General features: G+C 63.9%; 17 protein-coding genes and 1 pseudogene. 9 read left to right on the top strand and 9 right to left on the bottom strand.

Features of this window, described 5'->3' with window-relative positions; translation table 11 throughout:
* Positions 1–30: 30 nt before the first annotated feature.
* The 3 genes and pseudogenes from pbpC to RTH74_RS24120 all read left to right on the top strand — a co-directional run bounded on the left by pbpC (position 31) and on the right by RTH74_RS24120 (position 4,489).
* The gene (gene pbpC, locus RTH74_RS04760; protein WP_316913905.1) at positions 31–2,355 is read left to right on the top strand and encodes a peptidoglycan glycosyltransferase PbpC; all 2,325 of its coding nucleotides are present in this window, start codon (positions 31–33) and stop codon (positions 2,353–2,355) included.
* Positions 2,356–2,557: 202 nt separating this feature from the next.
* Positions 2,558–3,625: pseudogene (locus RTH74_RS24125) on the top strand (cache domain-containing protein); the annotation flags it as partial.
* Between the two features lie 126 nt (positions 3,626–3,751).
* The gene (locus tag RTH74_RS24120; RefSeq protein WP_420713135.1) at positions 3,752–4,489 is read left to right on the top strand and encodes a methyl-accepting chemotaxis protein; all 738 of its coding nucleotides are present in this window, start codon (positions 3,752–3,754) and stop codon (positions 4,487–4,489) included.
* Between the two features lie 3 nt (positions 4,490–4,492).
* On the opposite strand, the gene RTH74_RS04750 is transcribed toward RTH74_RS24120, so the two are convergent.
* Together RTH74_RS04750 and RTH74_RS04745 are read right to left on the bottom strand one after the other, a co-directional pair.
* The gene (locus tag RTH74_RS04750; RefSeq protein ID WP_099522614.1) at positions 4,493–5,620 is read right to left on the bottom strand and encodes a sensor domain-containing diguanylate cyclase; all 1,128 of its coding nucleotides are present in this window, start codon (positions 5,618–5,620) and stop codon (positions 4,493–4,495) included.
* A 160-nt stretch (positions 5,621–5,780) separates the two neighbouring features.
* The gene (locus tag RTH74_RS04745; RefSeq protein WP_316913904.1) at positions 5,781–6,230 is read right to left on the bottom strand and encodes a DMT family transporter; all 450 of its coding nucleotides are present in this window, start codon (positions 6,228–6,230) and stop codon (positions 5,781–5,783) included.
* A 251-nt stretch (positions 6,231–6,481) separates the two neighbouring features.
* On the opposite strand from RTH74_RS04745, the gene RTH74_RS04740 reads away from it, so the two are divergent.
* A complete protein-coding gene (locus tag RTH74_RS04740) occupies positions 6,482–7,192 on the top strand; it encodes a hypothetical protein (protein WP_316913903.1) in 711 nt (236 codons plus the stop codon).
* 101 nt (positions 7,193–7,293) lie between these two features.
* Positions 7,294–8,091, top strand: a complete 798-nt coding sequence (locus RTH74_RS04735; RefSeq protein WP_316913902.1) for a hypothetical protein — start codon at positions 7,294–7,296, stop codon at positions 8,089–8,091.
* A 33-nt stretch (positions 8,092–8,124) separates the two neighbouring features.
* Here RTH74_RS04735 and RTH74_RS04730 read toward each other — a convergent pair whose 3' ends face one another.
* The 6 genes from RTH74_RS04730 to RTH74_RS04705 form a co-directional block, all read right to left on the bottom strand.
* Complete coding sequence (locus RTH74_RS04730; RefSeq protein WP_316913901.1) at positions 8,125–8,607, bottom strand: GNAT family N-acetyltransferase; 483 nt, start codon at positions 8,605–8,607, stop codon at positions 8,125–8,127.
* 16 nt (positions 8,608–8,623) lie between these two features.
* Positions 8,624–9,178 carry a DUF4136 domain-containing protein gene (locus tag RTH74_RS04725; RefSeq protein ID WP_316913900.1) on the bottom strand — a complete coding sequence of 185 codons (555 nt, stop codon included), beginning with the start codon at positions 9,176–9,178 and terminating at the stop codon, positions 8,624–8,626.
* A 21-nt stretch (positions 9,179–9,199) separates the two neighbouring features.
* Positions 9,200–9,781 (bottom strand): DUF4136 domain-containing protein, encoded by a 582-nt coding sequence (locus RTH74_RS04720; protein ID WP_316913899.1) that lies wholly within the window; start codon positions 9,779–9,781, stop codon positions 9,200–9,202.
* Positions 9,782–9,856: 75 nt separating this feature from the next.
* A complete protein-coding gene (locus RTH74_RS04715) occupies positions 9,857–10,606 on the bottom strand; it encodes a methyltransferase (RefSeq protein ID WP_099522607.1) in 750 nt (249 codons plus the stop codon).
* The gene (locus RTH74_RS04710; RefSeq protein ID WP_316913898.1) at positions 10,603–10,908 is read right to left on the bottom strand and encodes a nucleotide pyrophosphohydrolase; all 306 of its coding nucleotides are present in this window, start codon (positions 10,906–10,908) and stop codon (positions 10,603–10,605) included. The genes RTH74_RS04715 and RTH74_RS04710 overlap by 4 nt, the downstream gene beginning before the upstream one ends.
* A gap of 83 nt (positions 10,909–10,991) precedes the next feature.
* Positions 10,992–11,849, bottom strand: coding sequence for a MaoC/PaaZ C-terminal domain-containing protein (locus RTH74_RS04705; protein ID WP_316913897.1), 858 nt, complete (start codon positions 11,847–11,849; stop codon positions 10,992–10,994).
* A 190-nt stretch (positions 11,850–12,039) separates the two neighbouring features.
* Here RTH74_RS04705 and RTH74_RS04700 point away from each other — a divergent pair, with 190 nt between their 5' ends.
* Positions 12,040–13,032, top strand: a complete 993-nt coding sequence (locus RTH74_RS04700) for an AraC family transcriptional regulator (protein WP_316913896.1) — start codon at positions 12,040–12,042, stop codon at positions 13,030–13,032.
* Between the two features lie 140 nt (positions 13,033–13,172).
* Here RTH74_RS04700 and RTH74_RS04695 read toward each other — a convergent pair whose 3' ends face one another.
* On the bottom strand, positions 13,173–14,528 hold the full coding sequence (locus tag RTH74_RS04695) for a 3-oxoacyl-ACP reductase (protein ID WP_316913895.1): 1,356 nt from the start codon (positions 14,526–14,528) through the stop codon (positions 13,173–13,175).
* A 374-nt stretch (positions 14,529–14,902) separates the two neighbouring features.
* Here RTH74_RS04695 and RTH74_RS04690 point away from each other — a divergent pair, with 374 nt between their 5' ends.
* The 3 genes from RTH74_RS04690 to cydB all read left to right on the top strand — a co-directional run bounded on the left by RTH74_RS04690 (position 14,903) and on the right by cydB (position 19,014).
* Positions 14,903–16,180 (top strand): acetyl-CoA C-acetyltransferase, encoded by a 1,278-nt coding sequence (locus RTH74_RS04690; protein ID WP_316913894.1) that lies wholly within the window; start codon positions 14,903–14,905, stop codon positions 16,178–16,180.
* Between the two features lie 384 nt (positions 16,181–16,564).
* Positions 16,565–18,004: a cytochrome ubiquinol oxidase subunit I gene (locus RTH74_RS04685; protein WP_017678789.1), complete on the top strand. Its 1,440-nt coding sequence runs from the start codon at positions 16,565–16,567 to the stop codon at positions 18,002–18,004.
* Positions 18,005–18,006: 2 nt separating this feature from the next.
* A complete protein-coding gene (gene cydB, locus RTH74_RS04680; RefSeq protein ID WP_099522600.1) occupies positions 18,007–19,014 on the top strand; it encodes a cytochrome d ubiquinol oxidase subunit II in 1,008 nt (335 codons plus the stop codon).
* Positions 19,015–19,018: the final 4 nt, after the last annotated feature.

Raw genomic sequence — 19,018 nt, 5'->3', positions numbered from 1 at the left:
CCTGGGTGAATCCGGGAGCTTGTACTGACCATGCCATTCAAACGCTGGCGGCGTTGGCTGCTGATCCTCCTGCTCCCCCTGACCCTGCTCTGGCTAGCCGACCAACTCTTCCCACTACCCCTGCCCGAGGATGATCTGGCGCGGGTGGTGCTGGCCGAGGACGGCACGCCGTTGTGGCGCTTCGCTGACCGTGATGGCGTATGGCGCTACCCGGTGACGCCCGAAGAGGTCTCGCCCTATTACCTGGAAGCGCTGCTGACCTACGAGGACCGCTGGTTTCGCCAGCACCCTGGGGTCAATCCGCTGGCGCTGGGGCGCGCGGCCTGGCAGAACCTCACCGGCGGGCGCGTGGTGTCCGGCGGCAGTACGCTGTCGATGCAGGTGGCGCGGCTGCTCGATCCGCATGGACGTGACCTGCCCGGCAAGCTCAAGCAGCTGTGGCGCACGGTGCAGCTGGAATGGCACCTGTCCAAGGACGAAATCCTCACCCTGTACCTGAACCGCGCGCCTTTCGGCGGCACCCTCGAGGGCGTGGCGGCGGCCAGCTGGAGTTACCTGGGCAAGCCGCCGAGCCAACTGACCCGTGCCGATGCCGCGTTGCTCGCGGTGCTGCCGCAGGCGCCCAGCCGCTTGCGTCCGGACCGCCATCCCGAGCGCGCCCAAGCCGCGCGGGACAAGGTGCTGCGGCGCCTGGGCGAGTTTCAGGTGTGGCCCCAGTCCCAGGTAGACGAAGCGCTGGAGGAACCGGTGTTTCTCGCGCCGCGCCGTGAGCCAAGCCTCGCGCCCTTGCTGGCGCGGCGGCTGAACCGTGCCGGCAGCCCACCGCTGATTCGCACCACTCTCGATGCCGGCTTGCAGCTGCGCCTGGAAGACCTGCTGCTGGGCTGGCGCGCGCGCCTGCCAGAGCGCACCTCGGCGGCGATTCTGGTGGTCGAGCACGAGAGTATGGCGGTGCGTGCCTATCTCGGATCGGTGGATATCGCTGATACCTCGCGCTTCGGTCATGTCGACATGGTCCGAGCCCTGCGTTCGCCCGGCTCGACGCTCAAGCCCTTCCTCTACGGCATGGCCCTGGATGCCGGCCTGATTCATTCCGAGTCGCTGCTGCAGGATGTGCCGCGGCACTATGGCGACTACCGGCCCGGCAACTTCGCTGCCGGCTTCATCGGACCAGTGTCGGCTAGCGAGGCGCTGGCCACCTCGCTCAACCTACCCGCCGTGCAACTGCTCGAAGCCTACGGGCCGAAACGCTTTGCCGGTGAGCTGCGCAGTGCCGGTGTGCCGATTCGCCTGCCTGCGCTGGCTGAGCCGAATCTGGCACTGATCCTCGGGGGCGGCGGTTCGCGCCTGGAGTCGCTGGTGGCAGGCTACAGCGCCTTCGCGCGCGGTGGTATGGCGGCCAAGCCGCGCCTGCAGCCGAGTGATGAACTGCGCGAGCGGCGCCTGCTGTCACCCGGCTCGGCCTGGATCATCAGGCGCATTCTCAGCGGTCAGGCGCGCCCTGATCGTGACCCGCGCGCCTACCTGGCGCAGCGCCCGACCCTGGCCTGGAAAACCGGAACCAGCTACGGCTTTCGCGATGCCTGGGCCATCGGCGTCGGCCCGCGTCACCTGATCGGTATCTGGATCGGTCGCCCGGACGGCACGCCGGTGCCCGGCCAGTTCGGCCTTGCCTCTGCCGCGCCGCTGTTGCTGCAGGTTCACGATCTGCTGGTCAACCGCGACAGCCAGCGCGGTATCGCCACACCGCCCGATCCACAACCTGCCGAGGTGGGCGTGGCGGCCATCTGCTGGCCATTGGGGCAGCCGATGAGCAAGGACGACCCCAACTGCCGGCGCCTACGCTTCGCCTGGACGCTCGAAGGCACCACGCCACCCACGCTGCTGGCAGCCGATCAGCCACTGGGGAGCGGTTTGCGCGAGCGCTATTGGGTCAATGCCCAAGGGCTGCGCGTCGGTTCCGGTTGTGCCGGGGCCGAAGCGCGTGAACTGGCCTTGTGGCCTGCACCGCTGGAGCCCTGGTTGCCGCGCCGGGAACGGCGTACCGCGCGCTTGCCACATATCGATGCGAGCTGCCCGCCACCACAGAGCAGTCAGTTGTCACCGCTGTCCATCGTCGGTGTGCGCAATGGCGATCGCTTGCGTCGGCCGCAAGGCAGTCACGAACCGCTAAGGCTCAATCTTTCGGCCCTGGGCGGCAGCGGTCGGCGCTGGTGGTTCCTCGATGGCCAACCTATTGGGGAGAGCACTCAGGATGCTCCCTTCAACCACGCGTTCGCCAGTGGCCGGCATCAACTAAGTGTGCTCGACGAAGGCGGCCAGACCGCTCGTCTGGAATTCAGCGTCGGGCCCTGAGGGCAATCGGCTACCACTCTGTAGGCGCCGGCAGCTCTGGGCTGAGGACCTGATCATGGCTACGAATGATCCTGGCTGGAGGTAATAAAGCTTGGCCGTGATCCGCCGATATGAATTCTGGCGGTAACCTAATTGCAATTTGTGTACATTTTTGTATCCAATTGCCTGGCCAAACTCCACACCACCACCAGGAGAAGCCTCCATGCGCCTCTGGCAACGCAGTATTCAGTGGCAATTGATCCTCAGCATGGGCGCAGCCCTGCTGGCCAGCATTCTGATCGTCGTCGGCATCTACTCGGCGGTGGTCAATCGCCTGACCGAGCGCTACCTGATCGAAGAAGCGCTGCCAGCGCGGGTGCTGGCTATCCGTAACGATCTGGAGCGGGTGCTGACTGCGCCGATTACCGCCAACGCCTCGATTGCCGAGAACAGCCTGGTGCAGGACTGGCTGGCCGCTGGTGAGGATGCGGCCCGGCGTGATGAGTTCGCGCGCTACCTTGAGGGCGTGCGTGCCCAGCAGAACGCGATGACCACCTCCATCGTCGCCCTGACCAGTGGCAACTACACCACCGGTGAAGGGCTGATGCGCACCCTCGACCGCAGCCAGGCGGAGAACCAGTGGTTCTACCGCCTGGTCGACAGCGACCGTGACCGAGTGCTGGAAATCGACATCGACAAGACTACGCGGCTGCCCACGCTGTTCATCAACCAACGCATCAAGCAGGGCGGCAAGACCCTTGGTGTGGCCGGGCTAGGCTACAACCTGGCGGATATGTCGAAGATGATCAGCGAGTTCCGTTTCGGCGAGCGCGGCCAGGTGTTTCTCATCGACAGTCAGGGCAACGTCAAGGTGCATCCGCGTTCGGAGCTGAGCGGCACTGGCAAGCTCGGCGAGCTCTTCGGCGCCGATGCCAGCCGTCAGGTGCTTGTGGGCGATAGCCGGGCAGTACGTTTCGAGCGCGATGGCGAGACCTTTCTCGCCGTGGCGCAGAAATTCGCCAGTATCGACTGGCTGCTGGTCAGCGAAGTGCCCGAGGCTGAAGTCTATGCCGAAGCGCGCCAGGCGCTGCTGATGACCAGCCTGATTGGCGTCGCCGTGGCGCTGTTGTTCCTTGGCCTGGTAGTGCTGCTGGCTCGCGGTCTGGTGCGACCGATCCGTCAGGTGACTCAGGCACTGGTGGAAATCGGTGGCGGCGGTGGTGACCTGACGCGCCGTCTGGATGAATCGCGAGCCGATGAATTAGGCGACCTGGCGCGAGGCTTCAACCGTTTTCTCGCCAGTCAGCGCGACCTGATCGGCGATGTGCTGGCCACCAGTGAGCGGCTACGTACGGCGGTCGTTCAGGTAGCGCGGGTGGTGGAAAACACCGCAGGGCGCGCCGGCCAACAGCAGGAAATGACCGATATGGTGGCCACAGCCGTGCACGAGATGGGCCTGACCGTGCAGGAGATCGCGCGTAACGCCAGCAACGCCGCTCAGTCCTCGCGCAGTGCGCGCGAAGAGGCGCAAACGGCGCGCCAGGTGGTGGGCCAGTCCATCGCCCACATAGAACGCATGTCTGCCGATATTGGCAGTGCGGCCGGAGCGGTGACCGAGCTGGCCGAGCAGGTCGCTTCCATCGACCAGGTGCTGGCAGTGATTCGCGGTATCTCCGAGCAGACCAACCTGCTGGCGCTCAACGCGGCCATCGAGGCCGCGCGCGCCGGGGAGATGGGCCGCGGCTTCGCCGTGGTCGCCGATGAGGTGCGCACGCTGGCCAGCCGTACCCAGGCGTCGACGGACGAGATCCAGCAGATGATTCAGCGCCTCAAACAGGGCGCGGAAACGGCCGTCAGCTCCATGCACGCGGGGCAGTCGGCTACCGGCACTGGCGTCGAATCCAGTCAGCGCACCGGGCAGTCGCTCGGCGCGATTACCGAGCAGATCGAGCGTATCAGCGACATGAACACTCAAGTGGCTTCGGCGACTGAAGAGCAGAGCTCGGTGACCGAGGAAATCAACCGCAACGTGCAGGGCATCGCCGATCTGGCCCATGCCACTGCCGGTGAGGTGCGCGCCTGCCGTGAGGATTGCCAGACCTTGAGCCGCCTGGCCGATGATCTGGCTGGGCAGATGGGCAAGTTCCGGCTGTAATCCTCAGTGATCTGCCGCAACCAGGCGGTTGCGGCCTTCGCGCTTGGCGCGGTAGAGCGCACTGTCGACGCGCTTGAAGAAGGCGTCGGCATCGGCGTCATGGCTGTTGCTGAAGCAACCGATGCCAAGACTGGTGGTCAGCTCCAGACGCTGATCGTCCAACTGCAGGCCTTCCACCTCCAGCTCCTGACGAAAGTGCTCGGCCAGATCCCAGGCTTGGGCCAGGGTGGTGCCTGGCAGCAGCACGCCGAACTCCTCGCCACCCAGGCGTAGCAGTGCGTCGGCATCGCGGCGAAACACCTTGCGCATGTGTTCGGCGAAGGCGCTCAGGCAGGCATCGCCACCGGCGTGGCCGTGTTCATCGTTGACCTTCTTGAAGAAGTCGATGTCCATCAGTACCAGCGACAGCGGCTCGCCCTGGCGCACTGCATTGGCCACCAGGCTGGGAAACAGGTTATTGAATTGATAGCGGTTGCCGAGCTGGGTCAGGCTGTCGGTGCGACTGAGTAGATCGAGCTGACGCTGCTGCTCCAGCAGCTTCAGTTCCAGTTCGAGGGTGGCGCGGTACTCACGATGGTTGCGCCCCAACACCAGCACCAGATAGCTGAGGTAGAAGATCAGGGTGACCAGTATCGTGTGTTTCTGCTGCCAGTTCAGCGCCATCACTGCCAGGCCCGGCAGATAGAGCAGGGCCAGCGCCAGGAGTGCGCGGCCGCGGCGCATGGCGAAGTTAAAGGTCATCGCCGTGGCGAAGGCCACCGTGGCCAGGGTGGCGATCATTTCCGAGTCGTTGTAGGCGTTGCTGTATACCGCCAGCGCATGGGCCTGGCCCCAGCACAGCGAGGTCAGGAGAATCAGGCCCCAGTGACGGTCGAGCCAGCGCTGCAACTGCTCGGGGCTTTCGAGGCCATCAGGGCGGTGCAGCAGTCGCGCGGCCAGCAGTGCGGCGAATAGCAGGCAGCCCAGCACCCCGCTGAACATCAGGCTGCCGGGTGCTGCGCTGAAGACCCAGGTCAGCAACCAGGCCAGAAAATAGAAGAAGCCACCCAGGCGCGTGCGGATGCGGGTGTCATCCACTTCACGCCACAGGGCGAAGGTATTGGGTTGGCGCGGTACTTCGGCGTCGGTCATCGTTTTCGGCCTGCCACCGCTGGCGGCCACCTCCGGGCCGTCGCAGGCGACGTCAGAACCTTCTCCACGGGGCTTTTGTGATCACAGAAACGGCATGCCTGAGGATAGCGCCTTTTCGTGATCCCTGGAGTGTCCATTTGCCAGTATTCGTGGCCACCCGTCAGCCGCGACGGATCATCCAGATGCCGGCGACGATCAACAGCAGACCTGCCACCTTGCCGAAGGTGATCGGATTTTCGCGGAAACCGGCCCAGCCGAAATGATCGAGGGTGATGGCCATGGCCAGTTGTCCGGCGATTACCAGCACCATGAACAGCAATGCCCCGACGCGCGGCCCGGCGAAGGCCGCGGTCGCGATGAAGAAAGCACCGAGCAGGCCGCCGCTCCAGTGCCACCAGGTCAATTCCTTGAGCGCACCGAGGCCAGGCATTTCACGCTGGCTCAGGGTCATCAGCAGTAACGCCAGGCTGCCAACAGCAAAGGAAATCAGTGCGGCGGCGAAGACACTGGAGAGGTGACGGGCAAGCTGGCCATTGATCCCGGCCTGCAGAGGCAGCACCGCGCCGGCAAGGAAGGGCAGGGCCAGCAGCCAGCCGCTGAAGTGGTTCATGGTGAGCTCCGAGGACTACTAAAGAGCGCAATTATGCGGCGCTCTGTTGCAGGGTGCAGCTGACAACTCTCTGGTATGTCCAGTGACTCTGATCACCGCCATCCAGAATTGGCTACTGCAGCACGTATGTAAAAACCATTTGGATTCTGTGCGATGTGCCTGCTTTGCATGGTGGCCAAATAGCATTACTCTTGCGCGCTTGTCTCTGGCCCTTCGTGTCAGGCTCACTTACACAAACATGGATGAACACTATGAAAGGAATTCGTGCCGGTCTGGCTGTTGTATTCGTTGCACTGGCTGCACTGACCGGTTGTGCCACTCCTCAGCCGCCGGTTGCCATGGATCAAGCGTTCTGGGCTGAGAAGCAGGATCGCATTGGCATCGCCATTACCGAGATTCCAGCGCCTTCGGTTCAGATGACCGGGCAGCAGGGCCTGCTGGACATTGCCGTCAACAAGGGTATGGCCTCAGGACTGACCAAGAAGGTCGAAAGCTGGGACTCCACCAGTCTGCGCGGCTTGCAGCAGAAGGTCGCCGAGCGCCTGCAAGATCAGGGCTACACCGTCAAGCTGCTGGACAAGCCCTATGACTTCAAGGACTTCAAGAAGGCCGAACGCAAGCTGGGGTACGCCGACCTCGACATGACGCCGCTCAAGGCTCAGGAAGGGATCGATAAAGTGGTTCTGCTCATGCTGGGGGTTAACGGCACGACTCGCAGCTATTACGGCATGATCCCGACCAGCGATCCTGTGTCCGTGGTGACGATGGTTACCACCATTGTCGACCTGGATGACAACCGCCTGATCTACTTCCAGCCCTCGGCTGTCAGTCGTGCAGCGGAAGGCGAGTGGGATGAGTCGCCTGAGTATCCCAATCTGACCAATGCGTTCTACAAGGCGTTGGACGAAGCCGAGCAAAAGATGCTGCTGCCTTTTGACGCGCAGCAGCTATCCAGTAACTAATCGTGCGACTCGGGCTGGTCGGTGCCGGTCTACTGGGGCTTGCAGTATCAGGCTGTGCGTCCCATCCAAACCTGGCGCCTGCTCGCAGCGACACATTGGAAATGCAGCTGGCACAGGGCTTTCAGCTGGTCATCGAAGCCCCGGAAGATGGTTGGTTGAATGCGGATGTAGTGATCGATGGTTCTCGGCTTTCCGAGGCAGGTGAGCAAACTTCCAGGCATCTCAGCGGTACCATGCAGGGTGTTGCGAACTCCGGTGCTGGAGCAGGTGGTGGTGCAGCCGTCGCAGGCACGGTCATTGGCTCGATGCTACTGGCCAACCTGTCGCAGTCAGCGATCGAGCGGGATGCTCGTCGGGCCGCCAAGGGCCAGATCGATCCTGTTGATCAGGCTCTGAGCGGTCATGACTGGGCCGACTACTACCACCTTGCGTACAGCCGAGAGTTGAGTAAGCAAGGCTATGCGCCGTCCCTGGCCGCAGATATCAGCCTGCGAATCGTCCCACGAGTGCGTTTCAGCGAGAGAATGCAGGTGTTGCGTCTGGTGACTGAAGCTCGGCTGACCCAAGGCAACAAAGTTCTCTATGCCGGGCGCATCGAGTCGTTTGCCGAACCGATGCAATGTGAAGATTGCCTGAGCCTTTGGCTGGCGCAGGACGCGGCCCATTTGCATGCCGCTGCCAATGCTGGCGTGGATGACAGCGCCGCATTGTTGGCAAGCGACTGGCGCACGAGCAGATTCTCCGGTATCGCCAGTCAGGAGCAGACGCTGCGCTATCAGCTTGGTACGGCTCGTCATGTCGAACGCGGCCGTTTACTACCGCTGGGAAACTCCCGCTCGGTTTTTCTTGATCTGCGCGGATGGCTCAAATCCATGCCGGTTGCTGTCGATGCTCGCTAACGAGTCGCCAGCAGGGCAAACCGCCGGCGAGCTCTAGAGTCGTTTTTCCAGCTGCACCAGGGCGACACGGCTGCCATCCGGGGCGCGGCGTTCGACGATACCGACGGTCTTATAGCCAAGACGGGTGTAGAGCAGCAGGCCGCCAGCGTTGGCGTTGAAACAGGACACTTTCATCAGCGGCGCCTTGTAGCGCTCGCGGGCAATCCCTTCCATCACTTCCACCAAGTGCTGAGCCACGCCTTGGCTGCGTGCCCAGGGTGCCACCATCAGGTTGCCGAGGGCGCAGAACTCGCCGTGCTGCCATTGGTAGAAATTGGCGAAGCCGGCGACTTTTCCAGCCAGTTCCACCACGGTGCTTTCACGCCGCTCGGCGATGGCGGCAGCGAGCTGGCCGACGTTGAGTGGCCAGATAGCCTTGGGGTAGCAGAAGAACAGTTCATCGACGTTCTGCGGGAAGCCGACCACGTCACCGAGGTCGGTGGCCGTGGCCGGGCGGTGTTGCAGGTTTGCGTTCAAACGGGGCGGTCCTTGTTCAGCGCGGTGGATACTGAGAGAGCACCTGGGTGACGGTTTCGCGGATCGCCCGCTCGCGCTCTTCCGGTGTCGGTGGCTGGCTGCGCATCACCTGCTCACCGCTGCCGCGCCAGACCAGTTTGCCGTCTTTGCCGTCGTACAGGTCGATCTGCAGCGTCGCGATCTTGTAGTCCACACGGCGCGTTTCGGTGAAGGCCGGGCCGCCCCAGTAACCTCCCCAATAGCCGCCCCAGCCACCACCGTACTGGGTGGTGATCTGATCCTGGCGCTCGTCGACGATCAGCACGCTCTGCACTTTCAGGTCGCCCTTGCCATCGGCCGCCTGGCGCAGGCCGCGTTGCTCGAGTTGCTCGGCGACAGCCTGGCTGATTCGCGCTTCGGTGATGTCGCTCTTCAGGCGTGCGTCATCGGGTTGGTAGGCGAGCTTGTCGTCCATCCAGCTCCAGCTGCGATAGGCGCCGAAGTCACGGCTGGGGTCGAAGTCGCGCTCCAGGCTGACGCTGGCGCAGCCGCTCAGGAGCAGCGCCGCGATCAGGTAGGACAGGTTACGCATGGTGCTCTCCAGGGCTGTCGATCAATAGGGTGGGTAGCCGTTCAGCGCGCTGCGGATGGCCGCACGCATGGCGTCGGCCTGCGCCGCCTGGTCCTTGCCGGCCACCGCTTCGCCGCTGCCGGACCAGACCACCTGGCGGTCGCGTGGGTCGATCAGTTCAATGCGCACCACGGCCACTTTTTGCTCGTAGGTGCGCACGATGGGGACGCTACCATAGGCGCCGTAGCGACGGTCCCAGTGGCTGCCGGTGCCGTAGTAGCCGCCGACGTTGTCCTGGTATTGGCGCAGGCGGGTTTCCTGGTTGATGCTGGCGCTGACCAGCACGTCGCCAGGGCCATTGAGCGCCGGGCGCAGGCCATACTGGTCGAGGCCGGCGCTGACGCTGTCGGCCAACTGATCGCCGCCAGGCGCGCGGCCATCCAGCCAGCTCCAGCTGCGGTAGCGGCCATAGTCACGCGGCGCGGCAGGGTAGGCGCTACGGTCGAAGGTGGTGGCCGCTTCAGGCGGCGCCGGTGGCATGGGTAGCGACTCGGCCTGGTAAGGGTTCTTGCTCTGGCAGGCGGCCAGCAGCGGCAAGATGAATAGGGCTATGGCGGTGCGCATGGTCGTCTCCGTGGTCGCGTGCGGCATCCCCGATGGTTTCAGGCTACGCCGGCCTGCCAGCTTCGTCCAACGCACTCAGCGTGGTCGGCAGATCCAGTGCAGGTAGCGGCCGAGCCCCTCGAAGCTGGGATGGCGGCGGTGCGCCAGCTCCATTTCCAGCAGGTCGATCAGTTCGGCCTTGGCCTGGAATTGCTGCGGCATGTAATCGTGGAACACGCGTACGCCGCTACGGCTTTCGACCTGCCAGTCGGCGGCGAGTTGCGTGCTGAGCTCGCGCGGGTCGACCGGCTGCTGTGGCGTCAGGCTCTGCTTCTCGCCGGCGAAGTGTTCCTTGCGCAGTTTGCGGAAATGCCCCTTGAGCAGGTTGCGGTAGATCAGCGCGTCCTTGTTGTAGAAGGCCAGCGACAGCCAACCGTTCTTGGCCGTCAGCTGGTGCAGTACCGGCAGGATGGCCGCCGGCTCGGCCAGCCACTCCAGCACGGCGTGGCACAGCACCAGATCGAAGGGCTCCTGCAACTGGCCGAGCAGATCCTGCCAGGGTGCCTGGAGGAAAGTGGCATTCTGGCCTGCCTCGGCGAAGCGCTGGCGAGCACCTTCGAGCATGGGTTCGGCTGGCTCGGCCAGGGTGATCTGATGGCCACGTTGGGCCAGCCACAGGCTCATGTGGCCCAGGCCGGCGCCGACGTCCAGCACGCGCAGCGGGCGATCCGGCAGCGCTTCAGCGAGATCAGCCTGCAGCACTGCGAGGCGTATGGCGCCCTTGGCGCCGCCATAGATCTTCTCGGCGAAACGGGTGGCGAGTTCGTCGAAGTGGCGGTCGCTCATTTGAGGAAGCGCCGTTCGTTATCGGCGAGCTTGTCGAGCACCGCCTGATTCATGTCGATGCCCAGTTCACTGCACAGCTGCACGAGATACAGCACTACGTCGGCTACTTCCTGCCCGGCGTGGGCGAGCTGGTCGACAGGCAGCTGGCGCGACTGCTCTTCGCTCAGCCACTGGAAGATCTCCACCAGCTCGGCCATTTCCACGCTGGCGGCCATGGCCAGGTTCTTAGGGCTCTGGTAACGGCGCCAATCGTTGTGATCGCGAATGGCGTGCATGCGGGCGGTGAGTTCAACGAGGTTCATGGTGTGGCTCCGTTCGAGCCGCATAGCTTCGGCTCGAACGGAGCGTGCTGCAAGATGTCCTGCGCTCTTACAGGATGTGGATATCAGTTTTCCAGCGGCTGCCAGCTCCCAGCCATATGCGGGGTGTCACCTTCGCCGATCAGGCGGAACTGGCCGCTGGCGTCAGGCTCGCTGGCTTGCAGGGCAACCTGGGTGGGCAGCAGCACGGGCTTCTGGAAGCGTACGTCCACCACGTAGCCGGCCTGCGGCAGGTGGGCGTGCAAGGCCGCGAGGCTGCGCGCCTTGTTCCACAGACCATGAGCGATGGCGCGCGGGAAGCCGAACAGACGTGCCGTTACGGCGTAGAGGTGGATCGGGTTGTAGTCGCCGGCCACACGCGCGTAACGCCGGCCTGTATCGGCAGGGGCGGCCCAGTCGGCCAGTGGCGTCAGCTCCAGCGACGGCTGTTCGGCGCGTAGCGGCGCCTGGCCGTCGAGACGCAGGGCGCGGCAGAGAATGCGGCTGTCACCTTCCCAGAGCAGGCCGAGCTGATCTTCCAGGCGGGTGATCAGGCTGAACGTGGCGCCTTTGTCATGCGGCTGCAGGTCGGTCACCTGCACGCTGATCTGGAACGGTCCGAGCCCGCCCATTGGGCGCAATACGCGGATACGGTTCTCCAGATGTACCAGGCCCAGCAGCGGGAACGGAAAGCGGCGGTCGGTGAGCAATTGCATCTGCAGACCGAAAGCCAGCACATGCGGATAGACCGGTGGCAGGTAGGGACTGTCTGCGATGGCGCAGACCTGGCGATAGCGAGCCAGGTGCTTCGGGTCCACGTCCACGCGGCAGCGCAGGCCGATATTGGGTAGCTGGCGGCCGGTCACCTTGCGACGCAGGGCCGCGCGTAGGAACAGGCCGGGCAGAGCCGGAGGTGTATCGAGGTCGAGCCAGTCGATGGCCATTGGCGAACTCCTTGGCGAATGAATGACAGCAGCTTAACCCTCAGACCTACACTGGCATTGGCTGTTCTGCCCAGCTTGTGTGTAGGCCAGTCAATCCGACCTGCGACGCGGTTTGCGCGCGGTGGCTCGCTGACCCTAAGATGGCGCCGCTCACGAAAAATGCTCACTAATAAGAAGAACAGCAGGAATCATGCGTGATCTGACCGACGATGTGGCGCTGATGCGCCCGGTAATCGATGCCCTGCGTGCCAGCGGAACCGATCCTGACCGCGTGCTGGTGCGCGTTGGCCTGCCTCCTGGTGGGCTGCCGGCTGGCCGCTTTCCTCACGCCGCCCAGGCGCCATTCTGGAAGGCCGCCAGCGAAGAGTGTGGCGAGGAGCATGTCGGCCTGTACCTGGCGCAGCACCTGCCCGCCTTCCATGGCCTGCTGTTGGAATACCTGTTTCTCTCCAGCGAAACCTTTGGCGTTGGCCTGCGCCACGCGCTGCGCTATGTGCGCCTGCTCTCCGACACCCTCAGCGCGCGCCTGGACGTGGAAGGCGACGTGGCCGTGCTGACCCTGGGACTGGAGGCCGATACGCCGCGGCACTTTCCGGAGATGCTGGCAGGGGCGGTGATCCGCCTGTTCGCGGCACTGACCGAAAATGATTTCCGCCCACGTGAAGTGCGCTTCATGCATGCTGAGGGCGCGCCCGCTGAGCGCTACCAGGCGGTCTATGGTTGCCCGGTACGTCTGGGCGCCGTGGACTGTGCACTGCTGTTCGATGCTGCAGTGCTGGACAAGGCCTCGCGCCACGCAGCCCCGGAATTGCTGCGCATGCACGAGTCGCTGGCGCGGCGGCAGTTGGCGGAAGTGGAGAGGCTGGACCTGGTGCGCCAGGTGCGAGAGCTGATCGCTGAGCTGCTGGTCGATGGCGGAGCGACGCTGGAGCAGGTGGCCGGTCGCCTGAACATGCCAGCGCGACGCCTGCGTGAGCGTCTGGCCATGGCCGGGGTACGCTTCAACGACCTGATCACCGATTACCGCTGCCGCCTGGCCAAGGAGCTGTTGCTCAAGACCGACGAGCGTATCGAAGTGATCGTCGAACGCACCGGCTTCTCCGAGCCGAGCACCTTTTACCGCGCGTTCAAGCGCTGGGTCGGGGAAACGCCAGTGGAATTTCGCAAGCGCGGCAAAGCCTGAAGTCGTAGGGTGCGCCGTGCGCACCACGCATCCGCTGGATGAATGGTTGACCTCGGTGCGCGCGGCGCACCCTACACGAATCGCTCTGGCAGTAGGGTGGGCTGGGCGGCGATCCGCTTCAGCCCACCCTCGCAACGGTCTCAAGCCCCCAACAAACTTTGCCCGCACACGCGCAGCACCTGCGCAGTCACTGCGCCGGAACCCGGCTGGGCGAACCAGGCCACGGCCTCGGCGACGTCCTGCGGCAGGCCACCCTGACTCATCGAGTTCATCCGTCGCCCGGCTTCGCGGATACCCAGCGGAATGGCGGCGGTCATCTGGGTTTCGATGAAGCCAGGGGCCACCGCGTTGATGCTGATGCCTTTCTTCGCCAGGGTCGGCGCCCAGGCCTGAGCCAGGCCGATCACGCCGGCCTTGCTCACCGCGTAGTTGGTTTGACCCATATTGCCGGCGATGCCGCTGATCGAGGCGATCAGCACCACGCGGCCGTTGTCGTGCAGCTTGTCGGCGTCCAGCAGCGCTTGGGTCAGTACTTGCGGCGCCTTGAGGTTGACGTCGATCACCGAGTTCCAGAAGGCGTCGCTCATCTTCGCCAGGGTCTTGTCGCGGGTGATGCCGGCGTTGTGCACGACGATGTCGAGGCCGTCGGGCAGGGCTTCTACCAGGCGCTGCGGCGCATCTTCGGCGCAGATATCCAGGGTCACGGCGCGTCCACCCAGGCGCGCCGCCAGCGCCTGCAGCGCATCGGCTGCCTGGGGCACATCGAGCAGCACCACCTCGGCGCCGTCACGGGCGAGCACTTCGGCGATGGAGGCGCCGATGCCGCGCGAGGCCCCGGTGACCAGCGCTTTCTTGCCGGCCAGCGGGCGTGTCCAGTCCCTGACCTGTTCACTGCAGGCGCCGAGCCGCAGCACCTGGCCGGAAACGTAAGCGCTCTTCGGCGAGAGGAAGAAGCGCAACGCGCCTTCCAGTTGCTGCTCGCCACCTTTGCCGACATACAGCAACTGCACGCTCCCGCCGCGACGAATTTCCTTGCCCAGAGAGCGGGTAAAGCCCTCCAGTGAGCGCTGCACGCTGGCGGCGATTGGGTCTTTGAGCGACTCGGGCGCACGCCCCAGCACTACTACACGAGGGCTGTTGGCCAGCCCCTTCAAGGCGGGCTGGAAGAAGTCGCGTAGCTCGATCAACTGCTCGAAACGGGTCAGGTGGCTGGCGTCGAAGACCAACGCCTTGAGCTTGGGGCCGTGCTCGGCGGTCCAGCGGGGCAGGTCGAGCTGGCCGTCGCGCGCGGTGAACAACTGATCCGTGAACTTGCTGGCGAAAGGCTGGATGGCCTTGACCAGGTCGCCTTCACCGCCGAACAGCAGGGCACCATCGATCGGTCGTACGCGGCCGGCCATCCAGCGTTCCAGGCGCACCGGCGCCGGTAGACCGAGGGCGCCAACCAGGCGGCGGCCGGTGGAGGAGTTGGCGAAGGCGAGGTAACGATCAGACATGAAGGGCTCCTGCGGGAGAATCGAAAGTCGTGTCACTGTACGCGGCAGTCGGCAAAGCGCAATTGACTCTGTTGCCTCACGCGCCGGCGAGGCGGCCAATGTTCGCGGCTATTCAAGGTTTAGCCTGTACGACCATAGGGCTAAAGTGTCAGAACCTGCTCACGATCTGCTGCGCGTCGGCCCTACTGCGTTAAAAACAGCCTCGGACTGCTCATTTACAGCTCGTAAACTGCGCGTCCTCGCCTGTTTTTGCCTTGTAGGGCTCTAGCTCGCGAGATCGTGAACAGATTATACGTCTCATATTTCTGGGAACCGGCTGACGGGCAATAGTTCGCCACAGGTTTCTTCGATTTCTCGACCAGCAAGGAGTCCACATGACCCAGTTGCGCCGGGTCGCCATCGTAGGCGGCAACCGTATCCCGTTCGCGCGTTCCAACACCGTCTACGCCAGGGCGAGCAATCAGGAAATGCTGACCAGCGCCCTTGAAGGGCTGGTGGAGCGCTTCAATCTGCATGGCGAGCGCCTCGGTGAGGTGGTGGCCGGGGCTGTGCTCAAGCACTCGCGGGACTTCAACCTGACCCGTGAATGCGTGCTGGGCTCGCGCCTGGCGCCGGAGACGCCGGCCTACGACCTGCAGCAGGCCTGCGGCACCGGCCTGGAGGCGGCGATTCTGGTGGCCAACAAGATCGCTCTTGGGCAGATCGACTGCGGCATCGCTGGTGGCGTCGATACCACCTCCGACGCGCCCATCGGCGTCAACGAGGGGCTACGGCAGATTCTGCTGGAAGCCAATCGCAGCAAGGGCACCGGCGACAAGATCAAGAGTCTGCTGAAGATTCGCCCGCGCCACCTGGCGCCGCACATTCCACGCAATGGCGAGCCGCGCACCGGCTTGTCGATGGGCGAGCATTGCGAGCTGATGGCGCAGCGCTGGGCCATCCCGCGTGACGAGCAGGATCAGCTGGCACTGGCCAGTCACCAGAAGCTCGCGGCGGCCTACGCCGAGGGTTGGCACGATGACCTGATGACGCCGTTTCTCGGTCTGACCCGCGACCAGAATCTGCGCCCGGACATCAGTGCGGAGAAACTCGCGACCCTCAAACCCTGCTTCGAACGCGGACCGCGCGGCACGCTGACCCCGGCCAATTCCACGCCGCTGACCGATGGCGCCTCGCTGGTGCTGCTGGCCAGCGAGGAATGGGCCAAGGCTCGTGGCCTGCCGGTGCTGGCCTACCTGCGCGACGGCGAGGCGGCGGCGGTGGATTTCGTCCAGGGCAAGGAGGGCCTGCTGATGGCACCGGTCTATGCGGTGCCACGCCTGCTGGCGCGCAACGGCCTGACCCTGCAGGACTTCGACTACTACGAGATCCACGAGGCCTTCGCCGCTCAGGTGCTGTGCACGCTCAAGGCCTGGGAGGACGCCGAGTACTGCAAGGAGCGCCTGGGTTTGGACGCCGCACTGGGGACCATCGACCGCAGCAAGATGAACGTCAAGGGCAGTTCGCTGGCTGCCGGCCACCCGTTCGCGGCCACTGGCGGACGCATCGTCGTCAACCTGGCCAAGCTGCTGTCGGTGGCCGGTGAGGGGCGCGGTCTGATTTCCATCTGCGCGGCAGGTGGTCAGGGTGTGACCGCAATCCTCGAGCGGTAATCCAATACGGGTGGTCGCAAGTCATCGCGATCACTCGATGTAAGCAACTCCGTGATTCGAGCGGCCCGTGTAGCGCGTGGCCGCTCTTTTTTTGCGCGCCGAGCGGCTGTGGGAGGGGCTTTAGCCGCGATGACCGCCTGCAATGAGTGGTTGCTGCGGTGGCCTGTCGCGCGGCAAATCACCACAGCGCCGGTTATGCCTTTAGCGGCTAGTCTTTTAGTGCGCATTGATCCAGATCAATACGCCTTTTCGCGCGTTACTCAGCAGCTTCTCGGCTGCATACCATTTCCATAAGAACAATTTCAGTTCGTTTGACTCCAAGACCTGGAGTCTATGGATCGGCTTGCGTGCTGGGGCCGAAATAACCCTGAATGAGGATGTGACATGTTCGGCCTAGAGGCGCTTGATCTCGCCCGAATCCAGTTTGCCTTCACCATTTCCTTCCACATCGTCTTTCCGGCCATCACCATTGGTTTGGCCAGCTACCTGGCGGTGCTCGAAGGTCTTTGGTTGAAGACCAGCAATACCCTGTACCGTGATCTCTATCATTTCTGGTCGAAGATCTTCGCGGTCAACTTCGGCATGGGCGTGGTCTCCGGCCTGGTCATGGCCTATCAGTTCGGCACCAACTGGAGTGCCTTCTCCGACTTTGCCGGGGCGGTCACCGGGCCGCTGCTGACCTACGAGGTGCTCACCGCGTTTTTCCTCGAAGCGGGGTTCCTCGGCGTCATGCTGTTCGGCTGGAACCGCGTCGGGCCTGGCCTGCACTTCTTCTCCACGGTGATGGTGGCCATCGGCACGCTGATCTCGACCTTCTGGATTCTCGCCTCCAACAGCTGGATGCACACGCCGCAGGGTTACGAGATCATCGATGGCCGGGTGATTCCGGTGGACTGGTTCGCCGTGGTGTTCAACCCGTCGTTCCCTTATCGCCTTGCGCATATGGCGACCGCCGCGTTCCTTGCCACCGCCTTCTTCGTCGGCGCTTCGGCGGCCTGGCACCTGCTGCGCGGGCGTGACAACCCGGCTATCCGCAAGATGCTGTCGATGGCGCTGTGGATGGCTCTGCTGGTGGCGCCGATACAGGCTTTCATCGGTGACCTGCATGGCCTCAACACCCTCAAGTACCAGCCGGCGAAGATCGCCGCCATTGAAGGACACTGGGAAAATGTCGGTGACGAGCCGACCCCGCTCATCCTCTTCGGCTGGCCGGATATGGAGCGTGAGGAAACCCGTTTCAAGGTGGAAATCCCCGCGCTCGGTAGCCTGATCCTGACCCACAGCCTGGATAAACAGGTGCCGGCCCTGAAGGACTTCCCGCCGGAAGACCGCGCCAATTCCACTATCGTGTTCTGGACCTTCCGCATCATGGTCGCCATGGGCCTGATGATGATCCTCACCGGCCTGTGGGGCACCTGGCTGCGCCGCGGCGAGCGGCTGTACACCTGCAGGCCGTTCCTGCACCTGGCGGTGTGGATGGGGCCGAGCGGGATCATCGCCATCCTCGCCGGCTGGTACACCACCGAGATCGGTCGTCAGCCGTGGATCATCCATGGGCTGATGCGTACCGCCGATGCTTCGTCAGGGCATAGCGCGGCGCAGTTGGGCTTTACCCTGGCGCTGTTCGTGGTGGTTTATTTCGTGCTGTTCGGTGCGGGGATCGGCTACATGCTGCGCCTGGTGCGCAAGGGGCCGAAGATCGACGAGGGCAAGGAAACGTCCGAAGGCGGGCCAGGCCAGCCGCGTACGCCAGCGCGTCCGCTGTCGGCGGCTGAAGAAGGCCTGGAAGATGGTGAAACCGACACCTTGCCGGAGAGGAGCTGAACATGGGTATCGACCTTCCGCTGATCTGGGCGGTGATCATCGCCTTTGGCGTAATGATGTACGTGGTGATGGATGGCTTCGATCTGGGTATCGGCATCCTCTTTCCCTTCGTCCGTGACGACGGCGAGCGCGACGTGATGATGAACACTGTCGCGCCGGTCTGGGACGGCAACGAGACCTGGCTGGTACTCGGCGGTGCCGGCCTGTTCGGCGCCTTCCCGCTGGCCTATGCGGTGGTACTCGACGCGCTTTATCTGCCGCTGATCCTGATGTTGCTGGGGCTGATCTTCCGTGGTGTGGCCTTCGAGTTTCGCTTCAAGGCCAAGGCCGCCAAGCGCCATCTGTGGGATAAGGCCTTCATCGGCGGCTCGCTGACTGCCACCTTCTTCCAGGGCGTGGCACTGGGCGCCTATATCGACGGTTTCGAGGTGGTCAATCGCAGTTTCGCCGGCGGTGCCTTCGACTGGCTGACACCCTTCTCGGTGTTCTGCGGCCTGGCCCTGATCGTTGCCTATGCGCTGCTTGGCTGCACCTGGCTGATCATGAAAACCGAAGGTCGCCTGCAACAGCAGATGCATGACATGGCGCGGCCACTGGTGTTCGTGGTGCTGGCGGTGACCGGCATCGTCAGTCTGTGGACACCGTTCGAGCACCCGGCGATCGCCGAGCGTTGGTTCAGCCTGCCGAACCTGTTCTGGTTCATGCCGGTGCCAGTATTGGTGCTGCTGTGCACATACGCACTGCTGCGCTCGGTGGCCAACAACCGCAACTACTCGCCATTTCTGCTCACCCTGGCGCTGATCTTCCTCGGCTACAGCGGCCTGGGCATCAGCCTGTGGCCGAACGTGATTCCGCCATCGATCAGTATCTGGGAGGCCTCCGCACCACCGCAGAGCCAGGGCTTCATGCTGGTGGGCGCGTTGTTCATCATCCCCTTCATTCTCATGTACACCGCCTGGAGCTATTACGTTTTTCGCGGCAAGGTGACGGTGGATGATGGCTACCACTGAGGGG

The sequence above is a fragment of the Pseudomonas sp. zfem001 genome (assembly GCF_032621725.1).
GTDB classification, from domain to species: domain Bacteria; phylum Pseudomonadota; class Gammaproteobacteria; order Pseudomonadales; family Pseudomonadaceae; genus Aquipseudomonas; species Aquipseudomonas sediminis.
The sequence above is the reverse complement of the archived record's forward strand: the minus strand, read 5'-3'. Positions and strand labels throughout refer to the sequence as shown.